Annotated in this window: 16 protein-coding genes and 1 pseudogene; 4 read left to right on the forward strand and 13 right to left on the reverse strand. The window is 67.3% G+C overall.

The annotated features are described in order from the left end of the window. Nucleotides 1-28 precede the first annotated feature (28 nt). Both BLR95_RS16015 and BLR95_RS15450 read left to right on the forward strand, forming a co-directional pair. Nucleotides 29-492 (forward strand): annotated as a pseudogene (locus BLR95_RS16015) (IS1595 family transposase); the annotation flags it as partial. 2 nt (nucleotides 493-494) lie between these two features. Continuing rightward, nucleotides 495-1523 carry a BstA C-terminal domain-containing protein gene (locus BLR95_RS15450; protein ID WP_143130934.1) on the forward strand — a complete coding sequence of 343 codons (1029 nt, stop codon included), beginning with the start codon at nucleotides 495-497 and terminating at the stop codon, nucleotides 1521-1523. Nucleotides 1524-1695: 172 nt separating this feature from the next. Here BLR95_RS15450 and BLR95_RS04960 read toward each other — a convergent pair whose 3' ends face one another. The 7 genes from BLR95_RS04960 to BLR95_RS04990 all read right to left on the reverse strand — a co-directional run bounded on the left by BLR95_RS04960 (nucleotide 1696) and on the right by BLR95_RS04990 (nucleotide 9600). Further along, the gene (locus BLR95_RS04960) at nucleotides 1696-2763 is read right to left on the reverse strand and encodes a cytochrome-c peroxidase (protein WP_092616313.1); all 1068 of its coding nucleotides are present in this window, start codon (nucleotides 2761-2763) and stop codon (nucleotides 1696-1698) included. 347 nt (nucleotides 2764-3110) lie between these two features. Next, entirely contained in the window at nucleotides 3111-3809 is a 699-nt protein-coding gene (gene phoB / locus BLR95_RS04965; protein ID WP_092616316.1) for a phosphate regulon transcriptional regulator PhoB, read from the reverse strand. A gap of 20 nt (nucleotides 3810-3829) precedes the next feature. Next, the gene (gene phoU / locus BLR95_RS04970; protein ID WP_092616320.1) at nucleotides 3830-4561 is read right to left on the reverse strand and encodes a phosphate signaling complex protein PhoU; all 732 of its coding nucleotides are present in this window, start codon (nucleotides 4559-4561) and stop codon (nucleotides 3830-3832) included. A 46-nt stretch (nucleotides 4562-4607) separates the two neighbouring features. Continuing rightward, entirely contained in the window at nucleotides 4608-5426 is an 819-nt protein-coding gene (gene pstB, locus BLR95_RS04975; RefSeq protein ID WP_092616530.1) for a phosphate ABC transporter ATP-binding protein PstB, read from the reverse strand. Between the two features lie 8 nt (nucleotides 5427-5434). Next, a complete protein-coding gene (gene pstA, locus BLR95_RS04980) occupies nucleotides 5435-6763 on the reverse strand; it encodes a phosphate ABC transporter permease PstA (protein WP_092616323.1) in 1329 nt (442 codons plus the stop codon). Nucleotides 6764-6785: 22 nt separating this feature from the next. Then, nucleotides 6786-8165 (reverse strand): phosphate ABC transporter permease subunit PstC, encoded by a 1380-nt coding sequence (pstC, locus tag BLR95_RS04985; RefSeq protein WP_092616326.1) that lies wholly within the window; start codon nucleotides 8163-8165, stop codon nucleotides 6786-6788. 400 nt (nucleotides 8166-8565) lie between these two features. Beyond that, complete coding sequence (locus tag BLR95_RS04990; protein WP_092616330.1) at nucleotides 8566-9600, reverse strand: substrate-binding domain-containing protein; 1035 nt, start codon at nucleotides 9598-9600, stop codon at nucleotides 8566-8568. Between the two features lie 483 nt (nucleotides 9601-10083). On the opposite strand from BLR95_RS04990, the gene BLR95_RS04995 reads away from it, so the two are divergent. Further along, nucleotides 10084-11976, forward strand: coding sequence for a sensor histidine kinase (locus tag BLR95_RS04995; protein WP_176787623.1), 1893 nt, complete (start codon nucleotides 10084-10086; stop codon nucleotides 11974-11976). Between the two features lie 11 nt (nucleotides 11977-11987). Here BLR95_RS04995 and hisN read toward each other — a convergent pair whose 3' ends face one another. Then, nucleotides 11988-12803: a histidinol-phosphatase gene (gene hisN, locus BLR95_RS05000; RefSeq protein ID WP_245689254.1), complete on the reverse strand. Its 816-nt coding sequence runs from the start codon at nucleotides 12801-12803 to the stop codon at nucleotides 11988-11990. 126 nt (nucleotides 12804-12929) lie between these two features. On the opposite strand from hisN, the gene BLR95_RS05005 reads away from it, so the two are divergent. Further along, entirely contained in the window at nucleotides 12930-13667 is a 738-nt protein-coding gene (locus tag BLR95_RS05005; protein WP_092616336.1) for a competence/damage-inducible protein A, read from the forward strand. Between the two features lie 723 nt (nucleotides 13668-14390). On the opposite strand, the gene BLR95_RS05010 is transcribed toward BLR95_RS05005, so the two are convergent. The 5 genes from BLR95_RS05010 to panC all read right to left on the reverse strand — a co-directional run bounded on the left by BLR95_RS05010 (nucleotide 14391) and on the right by panC (nucleotide 21088). Further along, nucleotides 14391-15803 carry a S1C family serine protease gene (locus tag BLR95_RS05010; RefSeq protein WP_092616339.1) on the reverse strand — a complete coding sequence of 471 codons (1413 nt, stop codon included), beginning with the start codon at nucleotides 15801-15803 and terminating at the stop codon, nucleotides 14391-14393. Nucleotides 15804-15893: 90 nt separating this feature from the next. Beyond that, entirely contained in the window at nucleotides 15894-17507 is a 1614-nt protein-coding gene (locus tag BLR95_RS05015) for an ABC transporter ATP-binding protein (RefSeq protein ID WP_092616342.1), read from the reverse strand. A gap of 10 nt (nucleotides 17508-17517) precedes the next feature. Continuing rightward, nucleotides 17518-18543 carry an ABC transporter permease gene (locus BLR95_RS05020; RefSeq protein WP_092616345.1) on the reverse strand — a complete coding sequence of 342 codons (1026 nt, stop codon included), beginning with the start codon at nucleotides 18541-18543 and terminating at the stop codon, nucleotides 17518-17520. 546 nt (nucleotides 18544-19089) lie between these two features. Continuing rightward, nucleotides 19090-20205, reverse strand: a complete 1116-nt coding sequence (locus tag BLR95_RS05025) for a microcin C ABC transporter permease YejB (RefSeq protein ID WP_092616348.1) — start codon at nucleotides 20203-20205, stop codon at nucleotides 19090-19092. 4 nt (nucleotides 20206-20209) lie between these two features. After that, nucleotides 20210-21088 carry a pantoate--beta-alanine ligase gene (panC, locus tag BLR95_RS05030; RefSeq protein ID WP_092616351.1) on the reverse strand — a complete coding sequence of 293 codons (879 nt, stop codon included), beginning with the start codon at nucleotides 21086-21088 and terminating at the stop codon, nucleotides 20210-20212. Nucleotides 21089-21176 lie beyond the last annotated feature (88 nt).

The raw sequence follows: 21176 nt of genomic DNA on the forward strand, positions 1-21176 counted from the left end.
TTTTTTTGGGGATCTATATACTTAACTAGCCAACAAGAAGCTAAATGCGGGCCGTGGTGCCGTTGGGAAAACCCCTGTCGTTGGCATCCGGAACGAGAACGGTGAAGTCCGCGCCAAGCCCGTTGAGAACGTCAAGGGGAAGACACTGGTCGAGTTCATCCGCGAGAACGTCTCCAACGGCTCAGTCGTCGTCACCGAAGACTTCAAGGGCTACAAAGACCTCGCAGAGATTGGCTATGACCACAAGACCGCCTGCCACTCCGCCCGCCAGTTCGTGAACAACATGGCCCACACAAAGGGGTCGGAAGCTTCTGGGGTCTCCTGAAGCGCGGGCACTACGGCATCTACCACTACATGAGCGCCAAACACTTGCATCGGTACGTGAAGGAATTCTCATTCCGGCACAACACATCCAGGGCTAGCACCATGGCCTTCATCAACGCTACAATCGAACGCATGGAAGGCAAGCGTCTGACCTACAAGGAGTTGTAGCCATGCCTAAGAAGCCGGGCGAGATCGAACCGATTGATGCGGGGTTTGATGAGGTGGTTAACTCCGTCGTTTCTCCAAAAAAGGAAATCACCTCGAACGCCAACAAAATCAGTCACTTAGCCCCCTCTTCAAGCTCCAAGGAAATCGGCTCCGAACAGCTTGATCTCGGGATCGACAAGGAGACCGAGGTCTCCGGGATCGGCATGGGCGTACTATCCGACGGCACGCCATACCTCAACCAGCGCGGTCTGGCTGCGTTGTGTGGCGTGATGAATGCCCATATCGGAACAATTAGCTCCCAATGGAATGAAGAAAAACCTCGAATTAAAGCAATTAAGTCCATACTCGAAAAATCCGGGCTGCATGCTGAGCGCCCTCATGTAGAAGTGCCCTATAAGAATGTAAAGCACCTTTGCTACCCAGCAGAGATTTGCCTTGCCATATTAGAATATTACGCTTTCGACGCAGGTGTTAATTGTCAGGAAGAAGCAAGAGATAATTTCCGCCTTCTTGCCGGCTCAAAACTCAAAGAGCTAATTTACAGCCAAGTTGGCTACAACCCATCAGGGGCCAATACAGAACCACTACGAAAATGGCACGAACGTATTGAGATGAACTTTCATAGTGCACCTCGCGGATATTTCAGCATACTGAACGAAGCTCACACAATTATCTATGAACTTATCATGGCTGGGGCTGACGTTGGCGAACGAACCGTACCAGATGGCTCAATCGGTAAGTGCTGGGCGCAGCATTGGAAGGATAACAATCTCACCGCACGATTTGGTGAGCGCGGCCTATTTCCTCATAGGTACCCTGATGACCACCCGCAATCCAAGTCGAACCCACAAATGGCTAACTGTTACCCCTTGGAGGCTCTTGGAGAATACAGGCGGTGGCTCCAAGAGGAGTACCTTGAGGGCGGCAGATTCGCCACTTACCTCAGGCGCAAGCAAAAAGACATACCTCCGTCTGTTGCGCAACTTGCAATCGAGCGGTTAATCCCCCCGCAGATTGAATGCAACGACTGATCGGAAACCCCTATGCGCGTGGCCTTGCCTAGCCGCGCCCTGTTTGGCCGCTTGGCTAGTTAGGTATGTAGGTCACCTTTTTTTGGGGCCCGCCCCAGGCAAGAAAACCGGGCAAGAAACAAGGGGGCTTCCGCCCCCTTGGTGATGGTCTGCCTGATCGAAGGGAGGACGGTTACTGACCCAGCGGCTCCATGGCTTCCGGCGGCGGGGTGTCGGCGGTTTCCAGGGGCAGGATGGGGTATTCCACCTCGGGCTGTTCACCGGTCAGGGTGCGCAGGAAGGCGGTGATGGCCTTCACCTCGTCGTCGCCCAGCTCCTCGCCGAGCTGCGAGGTGCCCATGATGGCCACCGCCTGCTCCAGGTCCCACACCTTGCCGGAGTGGAAGTAGGGGGCGGTCAGCTCGATGTTGCGCAGCGGGCCGGCCCGGAAGACGTACTCCTCGGCCGCCGTCTTGGTGACCTGGAAGCGGCCCTTGTCGCCGGCCGGCAGGATCTCGGCGCCCGGGCGTTCGACGACGCCGAACGGGAAGTACCCGTTGCCGCCGACGTTGACGCCGGAGTGGCACGACACGCAGCCCTTGTCGATGAACAGTTCCAGACCCTGGCGCTCGGTGGCGTCAAGCGCCGTGGCGTCGCCGACCAGAAAGCGGTCGAAGGGGGAATTGGGGGTGACCAGCTTGGCCTCGAAGGCCTCGATGGCCTTGGCCATGTTGTCGAAGGTCACCGGGTCCTTCTCGCCGGGGAAGGCGGTTTCGAACAGCGAGACGTATTCCGGGATGCTCTTCAGGGTGGCGACCACGCGGTCCGGGGTGTTGGCCATCTCCACGCCGGCCTGCACCGGGCCCTTGGCCTGGGCCTTCAGGTCCTCGGCCCGGCCGTCCCAGAACTGGGCGATGTTGAACACCGCGTTGAACACGGTGGGGGCGTTGCGCGGCCCCTTCTGCCAGCCGTGACCGATCGAGGTTTCCAGGTTGTCGTCACCGCCGGTGCCCAGGTTGTGGCAGGTGTTGCACGAGATCAGCCAACTGCGCGACAGGCGCGGTTCGAAGAACAGCATGCGGCCCAGGTCGACCTTCTCGTCGGTCACCGGGTTGTCCTTGACCGCCGGGATGGTGGCCGGGATGGGTTCGAAGAACTCGTTGGCCATGTCCATCAGCTCGTCGGCGACGGCGGGGCCGGCCGTCAGCTGGGCGGTCAGGACCCCGGCGGTGGCCAGGGCGATCAGTTTGGCGGAGGTCATGGGCGTGCGTCCTCAGGGTCCGAGGAGAGGGAGGCACCCCGGGTCCGGTTCGCGCGCCGATGGGAACGGCGGGAGGCGCGACCCGGGAGGCGCCGGGAACCCAATCACCCTACAAACTTTAGAATGATTCCACATTGAGGGTTATCATTGAAAAAAGGCGCGACCTGGCCATGCCAAATCGCGCCTGCCGAGTCCCGGGACCCGAACGCCGGAGTGTCGCCCTCAGAGTAAGCGCCCTCTAAACTGTCGCCCTCAAATAGGGGCCGGAAGCAGCGGCCGCCAGGGCGGGCCATGAATTCATGGGCTGATGGCCCCGAGCCCCTCATCCGGCGGGCCCATGCGACCCCTCACCCCAAAACCGGCGCGATGTCCAGGGCGTAGCCGGCGGCGCGCACGGTGCGGATGACGTCGGTCTCCGCCTCGCCGTTCAGCACCTTGCGCAGACGGCGGATGTGCACGTCCACGGTGCGCGGCTCAACATAGATGTCCGGCCCCCAGACGGCGTTCAGCAACTCCTCGCGGCTGAACACCGTGCCCGGGTGCTCCATCAGGAACTGGAGCAGGCGGAACTCGGTCGGCCCCAGGTGGACATAGCGCCCGCCGCGGGTCACCCGGTGCGCATTGAGGTCCATCTCGATGTCGGCGAACATCAGACTGCCCTTGGCCTTGGCCGGGCGGGCGCGGCGCAACAGGGCGCGCACCCGGGCCATCAGCTCGGGCATGGAGAAGGGCTTGGTCAGGTAGTCGTCGGCCCCGGTGTCGAGGCCGCGCAGCTTGTCGCTTTCCTCGCTGCGCGCCGTCAGCATGATCACCGGCAGGTCGCGGCTGGCCGGCTTGCGGCGCAACTGGCGGCACACCTCGACGCCAGACATCACCGGCAGCATCCAGTCGAGCAGGACCAGATCGGGCGGCGTTTCGGCGACCAGGGTCAGGGCTTCCTCGCCGTCGCCCGCCTCGGCGACGCGGAAGCCTTCCTTCTCCAGGTTGTAGCGCAGCATGGTGACCAGGGCCACCTCGTCCTCGACGATCAGCACCAGGGGCTTCATCGGATGAAGGTCTTTCCTGCTCAGGCCGTCTCGTTGCCGAGGTCCGGGGCGCTGCCGGCGTCACCCTTGGGGCGCTGGCCGGAGATCGGCCGCCCGCTGACCGTGAAGTGCACCGTCTCGGCGATGTTGGTGGCGTGGTCGCCGATGCGCTCGATGTTCTTGATGATGAACATCAGGTGGGTGCACGAGGTGATGTTGCGCGGGTCTTCCATCATGTAGGTGATGAATTCGCGGGTCAGCGAGGTGTGCATCTCGTCCACCTCCTCGTCGCGCCGCCAGACGTCGAGCGCCTTGTCCTCGTCGCGCTCCACGTAGGCGTCGAGCACGTCCTTGATCAACTCCTGCACCAGCCGGCCCATCAGGGGGATCGGCCCGGCCGCCTTGACCGGCGGAATCTGGTTGATGACCATGGTCCGCTTGGCGACGTTGGCGGCATAGTCGCCGATCCGCTCGAGATCGGCGCTGACCTTCAGTGCCCCGACGATCAGCCGCAGGTCGTCGGCCATCGGCTGGCGCAGGGCAAGCAGGCGGACCACCAGGTTCTGCACCTCCTGGTCATGCTGGTCGATCTGCGCGTCCTGGCTGACCACCCGGCTGGCCAAGTCGCTGTCGCGCTGCGACAGCGCCTTCAGGGCCTGGGTGAGCTGGGTTTCGGCCAGACCGCCCATGCGGCTGATGGTGTTGTTGAGCTTGCGCAGCTCGTCGTCGAACGATGTCACCGTGTGCTGGTGGTTCGGTCCGCTGGGAGCCATCGTCTATGATTCCTTCTGATCAATCCGCCGGCCGGGGCCCCTGCCCTCAGCCGAAGCGACCGGTGATGTAACCCTGGGTCAGCTTGTGTTCCGGGTTGGTGAAGATCTGCTCGGTGTCGTTGCACTCGATCAGCTCGCCCAGGTGGAAGAAGGCGGTGCGCTGGCTGACCCGGGCCGCCTGCTGCATGGAGTGGGTGACGATGACGATGGTGAAGTTTTCCCTCAGCTCGTCAATCAGCTCCTCGATCTTGGCGGTGGCGATGGGGTCGAGCGCCGAGCACGGCTCGTCCATCAGGATCACCTCCGGGTGCACGGCAATGGCGCGGGCGATGCACAGCCGCTGCTGCTGGCCGCCCGACAGGCCGGTGCCCGGGGTGTCCAGGCGATCCTTCACCTCTTCCCACAGACCGGCCCGCTCCAGGCTGCCCTGGACGACCTCTTCCAGGCTGGCCTTGTCGGTGATCATGCCATGGATGCGCGGCCCGTAGGCGACATTCTCCATGATCGACTTGGGGAACGGGTTGGGCTTCTGGAAGACCATGCCGATGCGGGTCCTCAGCTCGACCACATCGACGCTCTTGTCATAGATGTCCTGGCCGTCGAGACGGATGTCGCCACTCACCCGACAGATGTCGATGGTGTCGTTCATCCGGTTGAGGCAGCGCAGGAAGGTGGACTTGCCGCAGCCCGAGGGACCGATGAAGGCGGTCACCTCGTTCTCGCCGATGTCCAGGCTGACTTCCTTGATGGCCTGCTTGTCGCCGTAGAAGACATTGGCCCCGCGCGACGCCACCTTGGGCGGACGACCCTCCAGAAGCGGAGTGCCGGCGGTCTGCTTGGGACGCTCGATGCTTTCCTGGTCCATGATCTTGTCTACCACCTTCTCTCGAATTTCCTGCGCAGCCAGACGGCCGAGGCGTTCATGATGATGAGGAAGCCGAGCAGCACCACGATGGCGGCCGAGGTGCGGGCCACGAAGCCACGCTCGGGCAGGCCCGACCACATGTAGATCTGCACCGGCAGGGCGGTCGCGGCGTCCAGCGGGGTGGACGGATGGTCGACCACGAAGGCGACCATGCCGATCATCAGCAGCGGCGCCGTCTCGCCCAGGGCCTGGGCCAGACCGATGATGATCGAGGTCAGGATGCCCGGTCCGGCCAGCGGCAGCACGTGGTGGAAGATGGACTGCATCTTCGACGCCCCGACCCCCAGGGCGGCCTCGCGGATCGACGGCGGCACCGCCTTCAGGGCGGCCCGGGTGGCGATGATGACGGTGGGCAGGGTCATCAGGGTCAGCACCATGCCACCGATCAGCGGCGCGGCGCGGGGCAGCTCCATGAAGTTGATGAACACCGCCAGACCGAGCAGGCCGAAGACGATCGAGGGCACGGCGGCCAGATTGTTGATGTTCACCTCGATCAGGTCGGTGAACCAGTTGACCGGGGCGAATTCCTCAAGATAGACCGCCGCGGCGACGCCGATGGGCAGGGTCAGGATCAGCACCACGCCCATCATCATCAGCGAGCCGACCAGGGCGGCGCCGACACCGGCCGCTTCCGGCTCGGCCGAGGCGGCGGCGGTGAACAGGGTGGTGTTGAACTTCTGCTCCAGCAGGCCCTGCTCGACGAGCTGATCCATCCAGGCCAGCTGGCGGTCGTTGATCTGGCGGCGCTCCTCGGGCACGTCGCGGCCGATGATGCCCTTCATCATCACGTCCACGTCGCCGCTGGCCAGCACCCACACGGTCTGCGTGGTGCCCAGCACAGTGGGGTCGCTCAGCACCATCTGGCGCACCTTGGCGTCGGCGTTGACCGACAGCAGCCCGTAGAGGTCCTTGCGCTCGGCCCGGTCGGCCGGCGGGATGACCTTCTTCAGGGCCTCGCGCACCGGCTTCAGGTAGTAGGCGCGCAGAAGCTCGCCCTCGTCGCTCGGGTCCTTGATTCCCAGGTCGCCCTGGTCGAGGTGCACCTCAAGCTTGATGCGCGCCTCGGTGAAGGCCGGCAGGGCGTTGCCGATGATGCTGGAGAACAGCACCACCAGGAAGCTGATGCCCAGACAGATGGCGATGATGCCATAGGCCTGGAAGCGCTTCTCGGCGGCGTAGCGGCGCCGCAGGCGTTTCTGCCAGTGGCTGGTCCGGGTGGTGCCCTCGACCCGCCGGGGGGCGGACTCGAAGCTGTCGTCGGCGTGGGCGTTGCTCATCGGGAGCCCCTCTTTACAAGCTCTATTCGTACTGCTCGCGGTATTTGCGGACCACCCGCAAGGCGACGATGTTCAAGCCCAGGGTGATGACGAACAGGGTCATGCCAAGGGCGAAGGCAACCAGCGTCTGGGGGCTGCTGAACTCGTGGTCGCCGGTCAACTGGTTGACGATCTTCACGGTCACGGTGGTGATCGGCTCCAGCGGGTTGGCGGTCAGGTTGGCGGTCACGCCGGCGGCCATGACCACGATCATGGTCTCGCCGATGGCCCGGCTGACGGCCAGCAGGATGGAGCCGACGATGCCCGGCAGGGCGGCCGGGAAGACCACCCGGCGGATGGTTTCCGAGCGCGTCGCGCCGAGCCCGTAGGAGCCCTCGCGCATCGCCTGGGGGACCGCGGTGATGACGTCGTCGGACAGCGAGCTGACGAAGGGGATGATCATGATGCCCATCACGAAGCCGGCGGTCAGCGTGCTGCGGGCGTCGATGTCCAGGCCGATGGTGCCGCCGATGTCGCGCAGGAAGGGACCCACCGTGACCAGGGCGAAGAAGCCGTAGACCACGGTCGGGATGCCGGCCAGGATCTCGAGCAGCGGCTTGACCACCGAACGCACCTTGGGGGCGGCGTACTCAGCCATGTAGATGGCCGCGAACAGGCCCACCGGCACCGCCACCGCCATCGCCACGATGGACACGAACATGGTCCCCCAGAGCAGCGGCAGCATGCCGAACTGCCCGGTGGCGCCCCCCGAGCCGGCGGCGGCGAAGCGCGGATCCCAGGTGGTGCCCAGGAAGAAGTTGGCGAGCGGCACCTCGCGGAAGAAGTTGATGGTCTCAAAGAGCATCGACAGCACGATGCCGGCGGTGGTCAGGATGGCAATCGAGGAGGCGACGATGAGCAGGATGCGGATCACCGTCTCGACCCGGTTGCGGGCCCGCATGGCCGGCCGGATGTGCAGGAAGCCGACCACCCCGCCGGCCAGGGCGGCGGCGAACACGGCGGCCGTCATCAGGCTGCGCCCGGTCGCCTTGGCGGCCGCGTAGTCGTCGGCCAGTTCCATCATGAATGGCTCGATGGTCGAGCCGGTGACGCCGCCGGTGGCCAGGCTCTTGATGGTCGAGACGATCAGGCCGATCTGGTCCTTGGGTCCGTTCAGCACGCTGGCCGGCAGGTCGGCGCGCAGGCTGGCGCCGAGGATCATCGGCTCGATGGCCAGCCACAGGATCATCACCGCCAGCGCCGGCACGGCCAGCCACAGGCCGACGTAGGCGCCATAGAACGGGGGCAGCGAGTGAAGCTGGCGGATCTCGCCGCGCACCACCTGGCGGGCCCGACGGCTGCCCAGGAAGTAGACGGCAAGGGCGGCCACCAGAAGGACCAGAAGCATCGTGGTCAAGGACATCGTGCGTCGCGCCTTGTCTTTAATCAGGAACCGGGTTGGGGAACCGGGCGTCGGAAGTGTTAACGGAAACGACCCGTCCAGGGAAACCCCGGGGCGACCGGGCCGTCGCCGGGCGGGACCCGAAGCGGGTGGACCCGGGCGTGGGGGGAGTCGCCGCGCCGGCCACCCCGCCCCCCATCCGGGTGGCGTGCCACGCCGGCACCACCGGGACCGGCCGGGCGCCCCCTTCGGCGGGGCGTCGTCGGGCCTGACCGGGAAAGGGGCGGGCGGGGGCGGGGAGGGCGACCGGCGGCCCCCTTCACGGGGACCAGGGCACCAAAAGGAAGCGGGGCAAGGGAAAGAAAGTGGCCGGCGCGGGCTCTCCCGCCCCGGCCACTCCCTGATCGTCGCGATCAGCCGCTTACTTGGCGGCGATGTTCTCGCGCTTGGCGAAGCCCTGACGGACCTCTTCCATCTGGGCGTCCGACAGCGGGATCAGACCCTTGTCGGCCAGCATGCCCTCGGGGCCGGTCATCTGGTCGGACAGGAAGAAGTCGACGTACTCTTCCAGGCCCGGGATGACACCCAGGTGGGCGGTCTTGACGTAGAAGTACAGGTAGCGCGAAACCGGGTACTCACCGCTCTGGATGGTCTCCAGCGAGGGCTCGACGCCGCTCATGGTGGCCACCTTCACCTTGTCCTTGTTCTCCTCGTAGAAGGAGAGGCCGAAGACGCCGATGCCGTTGGGGTTGGACTCGACGCGGGCCAGGGTCTCGGTGTAGTCGCCGTCGATGTCGACCGACACGCCATCCTTGCGGACCTGGGCGCAGCCCTTGGCCTTCTTGTCGCCGGCGGCCTTGAACAGGTCCTCGGCACCGGTCTCGGCGCAGCCCGGCTCCAGGACGCGGACCTCGAACACCTCACGGGTGCCGTGCTTCTCGCCCGGGATGAACATCAGGATTTCCTGGTTCGGGAAGCTCGGGTCGATCTGGTTCCAGGTGGCGTGGGTGTTGTCGGCCAGCTTGCCGTCCATGTTCACCTGGGCGGCCAGGGCCTGGTAGATGTGCTGCGGCTCGAAGGCGAAGGCCGGCTTGTCGACCGGGTTGGCGAACACCACGCCGTCCTTGCCGATGCGGATCTCGATGATGTCGGTCACGCCGTTCTCGGCGCAGGCCTTGATTTCCTTGTCCTTGATCGGACGCGAGGCATTGGCGATGTCGATGAAGTTCTCACCGACGCCCTTGCAGAACTCCTTGAGGCCGGCCGAGGAGCCACCGGACTCCAGGTGCGGGGCCTTGAACTTGCCGGCATAGGCCTTGCCGAACTGCTCGACCACCACGTTGGCGAACGGCAGAACGGTCGACGAGCCCTTGATCTGAACCTGGTCGCGGGCCTCGGCGGCGCCGGCACAGGTCACGGCAGCCACGGCCGCGATGGCGAGGGTCTTCTTGAACACTGGGGGACCTCCAACGATGTCGTGTGGGTCGGTTGATACCGGTCAGGGAAACCGCCGTCCGCCGTCGCCCCGGCAAGGCCCGGGAAAGGACCCCTTGGGGAGCCGGGAGGAACCGCGGCGCCTCTCGCCGCGGCGACCGCGCCGAACCGAACCCCCTTTCAGGGGCCGGCCACGGGCACGGCGAACCAGGGGCGGCGGGCCCTGTCACCGCAGCGAGAATAGTCAGCGACCGGGAACCATTTGTGACTGGCGTGTTAAAGTTGGATGACAGCCCCCGGGACAGACAACCTGGGTAGAACATCCAGCCGAGTCGGCAACCGGCGCGCCTCTCGGGTCGATCCTTCAGGCGACGCCATGGTGGCCGTCTTGGCGCGTGGCCGTCTTGGCGGGCCCGGCCGGGGCGCGCGCCGCTTGCCCGCCCCACCGCGCGCGCCCATACTCGCCAACCAGACAATCTTCAGGCATCAAGGATTGCCGCCCCCCATGACACGCCCCGCGGACCCCGTTGCCGAGGCTCCCGGTTTCGTCCTCGACACCCTGAAGGCAACCTTCACCCACAGCTCGGTCGGTTTCAGCCTGGTTGGCCTCGACGGCGCCTACCTGTGGGTCAACGACGCCTTCTGCCGCATGGTCGGGCGCCCCTGGGAGGAGCTGCGAGACCTCACCTTCCGCGACCTCACCCACCCGGATGACCTGCCAACCAGCGATCAACTGGCGGGCCGGCTGTTCGCCGGCGGGATCGACTCGGCGCGCATCGAGAAACGCTACAGCCGGGCCAACGGCCAAACCATGCGGGCCATCGTCCATCTGTCGCTGATCCGCGACGCCGACGGCCACCCCGGCTGCGTGGCCGGCCTGCTGGAAGACATCACCGAGCGCCATGCCGCCGTCGAGGCCCTGGCCACCGCCGAGCGCAGCAACCGGGCCCTGCTCGACGCGGCGCCGGATGCCGCCTTCCTGTTCCGCCCGGACGGCCACCTGCTGGCCTGCAACGCCACCTTCGCCGGGCGCTTCGGCAAGCGCCCCCAGGACATCATCGGCAGCGACCTGTTCACCCTCTTCCCGCCCCAACTGGCGGCCAGCCGGCGGGCCCGCACCGATCAGGTGGCGGCCAGCGGCATCCCGGCGGTGATCGAGGACGTGCGCGAGGGCCTGCACTTCGAAAACCACATCCACCCCATCCCGGGGCCGGATGGCACGGTGGCCCTGCTCGCCGGCCATTCGCGCGACATCACCGGGCGGGTCCACGAATCGGCCCGCCTGCGCCGCAACGAAGCCATCCTAAACCAGGTCGCCGAGCAGACCGGGGCCGCCTTCTGCCAGTTGCGGGTGCCGCCCGGCCGCCCCGAGCGGGCCCGCCTTGTCTACCTGTCGGAAAGCGCGGAAAGCCTGCTCGGCCAGCCGCCCGCCGCCCTGCTCGCCGCCGGCCCGAACGTGCTGCTGGGCGACAGCCTGCGCGACGAGAGCAACGGCGCCGCCGCCAACCGGGCCGAACGTCTGGCCGCGCTGACCCAGGGCGCCCCCTGGCAGGGCGAGGTGAAGATCACCGCCCAGGGCACCCCGCGCTGGCTGAAGGTGACCCTGACCCCCGATCCGCAACCCGACGGCGGCACCATCTACAACGGCGTGCTGATCGACATCACCGACAGCCGCCGCGCCTGGGAGGAGCTGGAACGCTCCAACCAGGACCTGCAACAGTTCGCCTACGTGGCCAGCCACGACCTGCAGGAGCCGTTGCGCATGGTGACCAGCTTCCTGCAGCTGCTGGAACGCCGCTACGCCGACCGCCTGGACGACGAGGGCCGGCAGATCATCCACTACGCGGTCGAGGGCGCGGTGCGCATGCGCAACCTGATCCTCGATCTGCTCGATTATTCGCGGGTGTCGTTCTCGGTCCACCACCCGGGCCCGCTCGACCTCGGCCCGATCGTCGCGCGGGTGCGCCACGATCTGGCGCTGACCGTGCACGAAAGCAACGCCGAGATCGTCATCGACCCCCTGCCCCGGGTCCAGGCCGACCCGGCCCACATGGCCCAGCTGTTCACCAACCTGATCGGCAACGCCCTGAAATACCGCGCCGCCGAACGGCCGCCCCGGGTCCGCGTGGCGGCCCATGACGACGCCCCGCCAGGGCAGGTGCACATCAGCGTGACCGACAACGGGATCGGCATCGACCCCGCCTTCTTCGGCCGCATCTTCCAGATTTTCCAGCGCCTGCACCCGCGCGATGCCTACCCCGGCACCGGGGTCGGCCTGGCCCTGTGCCAGCGCATCGTCGAACGCCTGGGGGGGCGCATCTGGGTCGAATCCACCCCCGGCGCCGGCAGCACCTTCCACGTCATCCTGCCCACCGCCCAGCCGCCGGCGCCGGGCTGACGGGTGGCCGCTCAGCGGTCCTTGAGCAGGGCCACGGCGCGGGCGTGCAACTGGCGGCTGGCCGCCGCCACCACCCGGCCGTCCGAATTGAGGGTCAGGGGCTGGCCGTTCCAGTCGCTGATCACCCCGCCGGCGTGCTCGACCACCGGCGCCACCGCCATGTAGTCGTAGGGCTTGAGGTCGGCCTCGACGACCAGATCGATCCAGCCGCCGGCCAGCAGGCAGTAGCCGTAGCAGTCGGCCCCGAAGCGGCGCAGCCCGACCCGGCCGGCGAGATCGTCGTAGCGTTGCTTCAGATCCGGCTTCCCGAACATCTCCGGCGCCGTGGAGAACAGCCGGGCCTGGGCCAACTCGCCCTGCCCGCTGACCGCCACCGGGGTGCCGTTGACCGTGGTCCGCCGCCCCTTGATGGCGCTCCAGCGCTCGTTCAGGGCCGGCATGTCGATCACCCCGGCCAGCGGCCGGCCACGCTCGGCCAGCCCGATCAGGGTGCCAAAGGTGGGCATGCCGGAGATGAAGCTCTTGGTGCCGTCGATGGGGTCGAGCACCCACACCAGATCACGCTCCAGCCCCTCGGTGCCGGCCTCCTCGCCGAGGATGCCGTGGTCCGGATGGCTGCCCCGGACGAGGGCCCGCATCTGGGCCTCGATCTCGCGGTCGGCGACGGTCACCGGCGACAGGTCGGCCTTGGTCTCCACCTCCAGCGGCTGGCGGAAGTGGCGATAGACCACCGGCCGGGCGGCGTCGGCCAGGCTTTCGGCAAAGGCGAGCAGGGCCAGGGCATCGCGCCCGGCCTCGAAATCGGGGCGGTCGAGGATCAGGCTCACGGCGGGGGTCTCCGCTGGGGTAAAGGGATGGGCGGATCATACCCACGGCGCGCCGCCGCGCCTACCCCCAGCCGGAACGGCGGTGTTACCATCGTCCCCCCGCGTTCCGCCTGGAGGTTGTTTTCGATGCCCACCGCCGCCCTTCTGATCATCGGCAACGAGATCCTGTCCGGCCGCACCAGGGACGCCAACCTGGCTTTCCTCGGCGAGGAGCTGGCCCGGCTCGGCATCCCCCTGATCGAGGCCCGCGTGGTGGCCGACCACGAAACGGCCATCGTGGCGGCGCTGAATGCCTTGCGCGCCGAGGTCGACTACCTGTTCACCACCGGCGGCATCGGCCCGACCCACGACGACATCACCACCGCCGCCGTCGCCAAGGCCTTCGGCCTGAAGGTGATCCGCCATCCCGAGGCGGTGGCCCGCCTCGAAGCCCACTACCCGGACGCCGGAACCCTCAACGCGGCGCGCCTGAAAATGGCCGAGGTACCCGACGGCGCCGCGCTGATCGACAACCCGGTCAGCGCCGCCCCCGGCTACCGCATCGGCAACGTCCACGTGCTGGCCGGGGTGCCGTCCATCGCCCGCGCCATGTTCGAGGCCCTGAAACCGACCCTCGCCGCCGGGGCGCCGATCCTCTCGCGCTCGCTGGCCGCCTACGTGAAGGAAGGCGATCTGGCCGCCCCCCTGGAGGCCATCCAGAACAGCCACCCGGCGGTCGACATCGGCAGCTACCCCTTCGCCCGCGACGGCCGGGTAGGCGCCGCCGTGGTCGCCCGGGGCACCGACCCGGCAACCCTGGAAACAGTGATGAGCAAGGTCAGCACCCTGCTCGACGACCTCGGAGCCGAACGGCTGCCCGAGTGAGGACAGAAAACCAAACAGGGGGCGCTGCCCCTTGAACCCCGCCGGGGGGACTGGGTCCCCCCGGACCCCGCCAATTCGTTGGAGTGCATCGCTTGGGACGAGCCGTGCGCGGATGGGGTTGATTGCAGGCCAGCTTCGCTGGCCTGCGGAAACAACCGAACAAGGGCGCATCCGGTCCGAGTGGCGCTTTTTCCTTGGTGTCTGTTTACGCGGGCCAGCGAAGCTGGCCCGCAACCAACCCCATCCGAATTCAAGCCGCTGCCAGCGTTCCGCTCCAAGGACTGGAGGGGGGCCTTAGGGATCGCCTTATCAGAACCGCCGGGGGGCCGCGCAAACCCCGAGGGAACCGAAGGTTCCCGACGACGGTTTGCGCAAACCAATAACGGTCCCCCCGGACCCCGCCAGTTCGTGGGTGTGGAACGCTTAAGGTCGAGCCGTGCGCGGATGGGGGTTGGTTGCAGGCCAGCTTCGCTGGCCTGCGGAACCAAAAACCATCACACAGCCGTCATACGCGGATTTGATCCGCGCATCGTTCTTCGTAGAGCTGCTTGGTGTTTGTTTACGCGGGCCAGCGAAGCTGGCCCGCAACCAACCCCATCCGAATTGACCTCGCGGCCGGCGTTCCGCGCCAACGAAATGGAGGGGGTCCGGGGGATCGCCTTCGATCCCCCGGCGGGGTATGGGGCAGCGCCCCATCAAGCCCCATCAAGTCCTGCCGCCCCTTCAGCTTCCGGGCTGGGCGGGGCGGATGTTGAGGGCATCCAGGGCCTCGCCGATGGGCACCATGAAGTTCAGGTCGGCGGCCAGATGGGTGAGGTGGGTGGGGATGCCCTGGGTGACGATACCCAGGGCGTTGCCGTTCCCGTCGACCAGCGGTCCGCCGCTGTTGCCGCCGGTGATGCTGACGTCCGACTGGATCCAGCCCCAGCCGCTCTTGTCATCGGTGCGCAGGGCGCTGACCGTGCCCTGGGTGATGGTGGCCGACAGCGATTCGTCGAACGGGGCGCCGATGGCGTAGACGGTTTCCAGCCGCTCGGCCGGGCGGGTGCGCAGGGGCATGGGGACGAGCCCGCCCAGCGGCGCCTTGAGCAGCGCCACGTCGCGCCCCTTGTGGCGGCGCAGCACCTGGGTTTGCACTTCGATGCCCGAGTTCAGGCGCACCATCACGGTGTCGGCCTCGCCGACCACGTGGGCGTTGGTCAGGATGTAGCCCCGGGGGTCGATGATCAGCCCCGAGCCGTGGCCCCCGCCGACCCGCACCAGCACCACCGAGTCCAGGGTGCGGTCCATGGTTTCCTTCATCGGCCGGGCGGAGTCGGGCACCTCGGCGATGGTGATCGGGCTGTCGTAGGGGCTGGTCCCGGCCCTTCCGGCGGCAAGGGCGGGCGAGTCGTTTTCGCCGCTGAGGAAGGCGTGGAATTCCTTGTCGGCGGCCAGGATTTCGGTCGCCACGGCGAAAGCGTCGCCCAGCGTCAGCATCAGGCCCTGTTCCTGGGAGCGGGTGCGCTTGGCGTACCCCTCGGTGGTGAGGCGCTTGATGGTTTCCTTGCTCAGGGTGTCGTACAGGTTCCACTCGACCTTGACGTAGAACTCGGCCGAGAAGCTATCCATCGGGAAGGCATAAACCCAGTCATGGGCCTGACAGACGTTGCCTTTGATTTCGAGCAGCCGGGCGCCGACCTGATAGCGGGTCCCGGCCAGTTCCTCGTCTCGGCCGAACAGGTCGCGCGGATCGCCGGCCACCTCGTAGCCGGCCTGGCTCATCACATCGCGGAAGATGCGGGCGAAGTCGCGGTCCCAATCGCCGAAGGAGGAACTGGGCCCGGCGGCCCATTCCATGAGCGTCCCGTTTCCGCTGAGCCGATAGTTGCACAGGTGGCCTTCCAGGTCGTCAATGCCGCTGCTGGGCAGGTGGGCGATCACGGTGCCCCGGGGGATGTCGGCCACCACCCGGGTCAGGGCCATCTTTTCCAGACCGCCCATCGGATTGGCGGCGGCGGCGGAGACCCCGGTATGGGTCGGTCGCGGCATCTCCATGGGCTTGGTGGTATTGCAGCCGGCCAGCAGCAGGCCGGCCACAAGCAGGCAGCCCAGGCGGGCCGTGGCGAGGCGTCGGGGGGTCTTGGGGGGGGTCATGGGGGGGGGCACGCTCCCAAAGTGCAACGAAAGGCGAACACGGGGGCATGGTAGCCCCCCCGCCCGACAACCGCAACGGCCAATCGCCCCTCAGTTCGCTTCCAGCAGGGCCGCCGCCAGCAGGGTCTGGGTGTAGGGGTGGCTGGGGGTGCGGAAGATGGTTTCCGCCGGGCCGTGCTCGACCACCCGGCCGTCCTTCATCACCAGCAGGCGGTCGGCCAGGGCGCGGACCACGCGCAAATCGTGGCTGATGAACAGGTAGGCCAGCCGGTGGCGCGCCTGAAGGTCGCGCAGAAGGTCGACGATCTGCGCCTGGACCGAGACATCGAGGGCGCTGGTCGGCTCGTCGAGCACCACCAGCCGGGGTTTCAGGACCAGGGCCCGGGCGATGGCGATGCGCTGGCGCTGACCGCCGGAGAACTCGTGCGGGTAGCGCTCCATGGCCTTGGGATCGAGGCCCACTTCCTCCAGCGCCTGGGCAATCGCCCGTCGGCGCTCGGCGGCATCGCCGGCCAGGCCGTGCACCTTCAGCCCCTCGCCGACGATCTCGGCCACCGACAGGCGCGGGCTCAAGGCGCCGAAGGGGTCCTGGAAGACGATCTGCATCTCCTTGCGCAGGGGCCTCAGGGCGCGGGTCTTGAGGCCGGCGATGTCGCGCCCGGCGAAGGCGATCCGCCCCTGGCTGGCCTGAAGACGCAGCAGGGCGAGGCCCAGGGTGGTCTTGCCGGAGCCGCTTTCGCCGACCACGCCCAGGGTCTCGCCCTCCTTCAGCGCCAGGTCGATGCCGTCGACGGCGCGGATCGGCTCGCCCCGCCGGCCCAGGAAACCGCCCCCGGTGGGGAAGTGCACGGTGATCCCGGCCGCCTCCAGCACCGGGGCGGCGTCGGCCGGCGGGTGGGTCGGCCGGCCCTTGGGCTGGGCGGCCAGCAGGGCCTGGGTGTAGGGATGGGCGGGGGCGGAGAGGACCTGCCCGGCGCCCCCCTGCTCGACCACCCGGCCGTCCTTCATCACCGCCACCCGGTCGGCGATGCGGCGCACGATGGACAGATCGTGGGTGATGAACAGCACCGCCATGCCCAGGCGCGCCTTGAGCTCGGCCAAAAGGTCGAGGATCTGGGCCTGGATGGTGACATCCAGCGCCGTGGTCGGCTCGTCGGCGATCAGCAGGTCGGGGTCGTTGGCCAGGGCCATGGCGATCATCACCCGCTGGCGCTGGCCGCCGGACAACTGATGGGGCAGGGCATCAAGGCGCTTTTCCGCCTCGGCCAGGCCGACCAGTTCAAGCAACTCGACCACCCGCCGGCGCAGCGCCGCCCGCCCCAGGGTCTGGTGCAGGATCAGCGCCTCGGCCACCTGACGGCTGATCGGCTGCAGGGGGTTGAGGCTGGTCATCGGCTCCTGGAAGATCATCCCGATGCGCCCGCCGCGCACCTGCCTCAGACGGGCCTCGGGCGCCGTCAGCAGGTCCTCGCCCTGAAGCCGGATGGCGCCGCCGGGATGGCGGGCCGGCGGATAGGGCAGAAGCCTCAGCACCGACAGCGCCGTCACCGACTTGCCGGAGCCGCTTTCGCCGACCAGGGCCAAGGTTTCGCCACGGCGGATGGCAAGGCTCACCCCGCGCACCGCGTCCACCGCGCCCTCGCCCTGGCCGAAGGTCACCGAAAGATCGTCGATCTCAAGCAGCGGGGGATCGCTCTCGGTCATGGGGGGTCCCTCAGGCTTTGCGGGGGTCGAAGGCATCGCGCACCGCCTCGCCGATGAAAATGAGCAACGACAGGCTGAGGCCGAGCACCAGAAAGGCGGTGATGCCCAGCCACGGGGCCTGGAGATTGGATTTGGCCTGATTGAGCAACTCGCCCAGGCTGGGCGAGCCCGGGGGCAGACCGAAGCCCAAAAAGTCGAGCGCCGTCAGGGTGGTGATGGCGCCGTTCAGGATGAAGGGCAGGAAGGTCAGGGTGGCGACCATGGCGTTGGGCAGCACATGGCGCACCATGATGGTGGGATTGGACACCCCCAGGGCGCGCGCCGCCTTCACATAGTCGAAATTGCGGGCGCGCAGGAACTCGGCGCGCACCACATCGACCAGGGCCATCCACGAAAACAGCAGCATCAGCCCCAGCAGCCACCAGAAATTGGGCGTCACCACGCTGGCCAGGATGATCAGCAGATAAAGCATGGGCAGGCCCTGCCAAATCTCGATCAGGCGCTGGAAGACAAGGTCGGTCAGGCCGCCGAAATAACCCTGCACCGCCCCCGCCGCGACGCCGATGACCGAGCTGAACAAGGTCAGCGTCAGCCCGAACAGCACCGAAAGGCGAAAGCCGTAAAGGGTGCGGGCCAGAACGTCGCGCGCCTGATCGTCGGTGCCCAGCCAGTGGCGAGCGTCGGGCGGGCTGGGGGCGGGGACTTGAAGCGCCCGGTCCACGGTGTCGTAGGACCACGGCACGGGCGGCCAGAGCAGCCACCCCCGGGCCTCGATCAGGGCCTGGACCTCGGGGTCGGTGTACTCGGCCTCGGTCTCGAAAAAGCCGCCGAAAGTGGTCTCCGGATAGGCCTTGACCACCGGCACGTAAAGGGCACCATCGTAGGACACCAGCAACGGCTTGTCGTTGGCCAGAAGCTCGGCGAACAACGACAGGCCGAACAACGCCACGAACAGCCACAGGGACCAGTAGCCGCGCCGGTTGCGCCGGAACTTGCCCAGCCGACGCCGCGCCATGGGCGACAAGCGAAACCCCATCGACGATCCTCTTTCGACCTTGAACCGCCCCCTTGGTACCCGATGCGCCTGTGCCCCTCCAAACGATTTGGAGGCATTGCCCCCGCCCCCCGCGCCATCACCTCGGAGGCGCTGCCCCCGCCCCCCCCCCGCCATCACCTCGGGGGCCTTGCCCCCGAACCCCCACGCCATCACCTCGGGGGCCTTGCCCCCGAACCCCCACCGGGGGACCGAAGGCGGTCCCCCGGACCCCCGCCAATTCGTTGGTGCAAAACGCCACGGTGGCGTTGAACGCTGATCGGGGTTGGTTGCAGGCCGGCTTCGCCGGCCTGCGAAAACAACAAACGATTTGAAACGCTGATCCGTGGCGTTTGTCGTGCCCTGCTGTGGTTGGGTTCAGGCAGGCCAGCGAAGCTGGCCTGCAACCAAAAACCATAGGCGTTCCGCTCGGCGGGAGCGTTTACGCACCAATGATTGGAGGGGGTCCGGGGGATCGCCTTCGATCCCCCGGTGGGGGTTTGGGGGCGACGCCCCCAACCTGTCGCCCGGGGCGGGGTCCTTGTGGCCTCAGGCGTCGCGCGCGGCGAAGTCGATGCGGGGGTCGATCAGGTGGTAGGTCAGGTCGCTGGCCAGTTTCAGAAGCAGGCCGAGCAGGGTGAACACGTAGAGGGTTCCGAACATCACCGGGTAGTCGCGGTTGATGGCTGATTCGAAGCCCAGCAGGCCGAGGCCGTCGAGACTGAAGATGATCTCGGTCAGCATGGAGCCGGTGAACAGGATGGCGACGAAGGCGCCCGGAAAGCCGGCCACCACGATCAGCATGGCGTTTCTGAAGACGTGCCCGTAGAGCACCCGCTTGTCGGTCGCCCCCTTGGCCCGGGCGGTGGTCACGTACTGCTTGTTGATCTCTTCGAGGAAGGAGTTCTTGGTCAGCATGGTCAGGCCGGCGAAGCCGCCGATGACCATGGACAGCACGGGCAGGCAGATGTGCCACAGGTAGTCGGCGATGCGGGCCGGCCAGGAGAGGTTTTCCCAGTCGGGCGAGGTGAGGCCGCGCAGGGGGAACCAGTCGAGGTAGCTGCCGCCGGCGAACAGCACCACCAAAAGGATGGCGAACAGGAAGGCGGGGATGGCGTAGCCGACGATGACCAGACCGCTGGTCAGCATGTCGAAGCGCGAGCCGTCGCGCACCGCCTTGGCGATGCCCAGCGGGATGGAGACCAGATAGACGATCAGGGTGGTCCACAGCCCCAGCGACACCGAGACCGGCATCTTGTCGGCGATCAGTTGGAGCACCGTGCGGTCGCGGTAGAAACTCTCGCCGAAATCGAAGGCCAGATAGTTGCCCATCATGTCGACAAAGCGCTCGAAGGGCGGCTTGTCGAAGCCGTACATGGCCTCGATGCGGGCAATCAGGGCGGGGTCGAGCCCCTGCGCCCCACGATAGGAGCCGGCCGGCCCGCTGCCGCCGCCACCACCCGAGGAGGAGGCGGAGAAGCCCGCGTCGCCGCCGCCGCTGCCAGAGACGCGGGCGGTGGCGGCGATGTCGCTGCCCTGCAGGCGGGCCAGGGTCTGCTCGACCGGGCCGCCGGGGGCGAACTGCACGATGATGAAGTTGAGGATCATGATCCCCAGCAGGGTGGGGACGATGAGGATCAGCCGGCGCAGGGTGTAGGCAAGCACGACCTTACTGGACCGGCATGTTGTCGATCAGCCGGGTGCGCCCCAGGTGGGCGGCGGCCAGGACACGGGCCGGGCGGTGGGTCTGGTCCGGGGCGCGCCGGCCGAGCACCGGCGACAGGTCGGCCTCGCGGCGCACTTCCAGGTAGTCCACCTTGTCGAAGCCGGCCTCGAACAGCTCGTCGATGCCTTCGCGGCAGGCGATGCCGACGTCCTCGCCCATGGCGACACGGCCGGCGACGCGGGCCAGCACGCGGGGCAGGTGGGCGGCGCGGGCCCGCTGCTCTTCCGTCAGGTAGGCGTTACGCGACGACAGGGCGAGGCCGTCCGGCTCGCGGACGATGGGCACCCCCTCGATGCGCACCCCGATGTCGAGGTCGGCGACCAGCCGGCGGATCACCTGAAGCTGCTGGAAGTCCTTTTCGCCGAACAGGGCGACATCGGGCCGGCACTGGTTCAAAAGCTTGGCGACGACCAGGGCCACGCCGTCGAAGAAGTGGGGCCGGGTGGTGGCGCACAGGCCCTCCGACACCCCGGACACCGAGACCTGGGTGGCGAAGCCTTCCGGGTACATGTCGCCAACCCCGGGGTAGTAGACCAGATGGGTCAGCCCCTCGGCGGCCAGACTGGCCCGGTCGTTCTCGAAATGGCGCGGGTAGCTGTCGAAGTCCTCGTGCGGGGCGAACTGGGTGGGGTTGACGAAGATCGACACCACCACCTTGTCGGCCATCTCGGCGGCCCGGCGGACCAGGGCCAGATGGCCGGCATGCAGCGAGCCCATGGTCGGCACCAGGGCGACCGAGGCGCCGGCGGCGCGCAGGGCGGCGACCTCGGCGCGCAACTCGCCCGGCGAGCGGGCAACGGGGGGCAGCGCGGTGGATTTCAACTCGGGGGGAGACCTTCTTCGCGGCAGGAGCTCCGACACAGGACGCCCAAAGTGCCCAACAGCATGCGCCTTGCCAAGCCCCGATACG

Source organism: Roseospirillum parvum, assembly GCF_900100455.1.
Taxonomy (GTDB): Bacteria; Pseudomonadota; Alphaproteobacteria; order Rhodospirillales; family Rhodospirillaceae; genus Roseospirillum; species Roseospirillum parvum.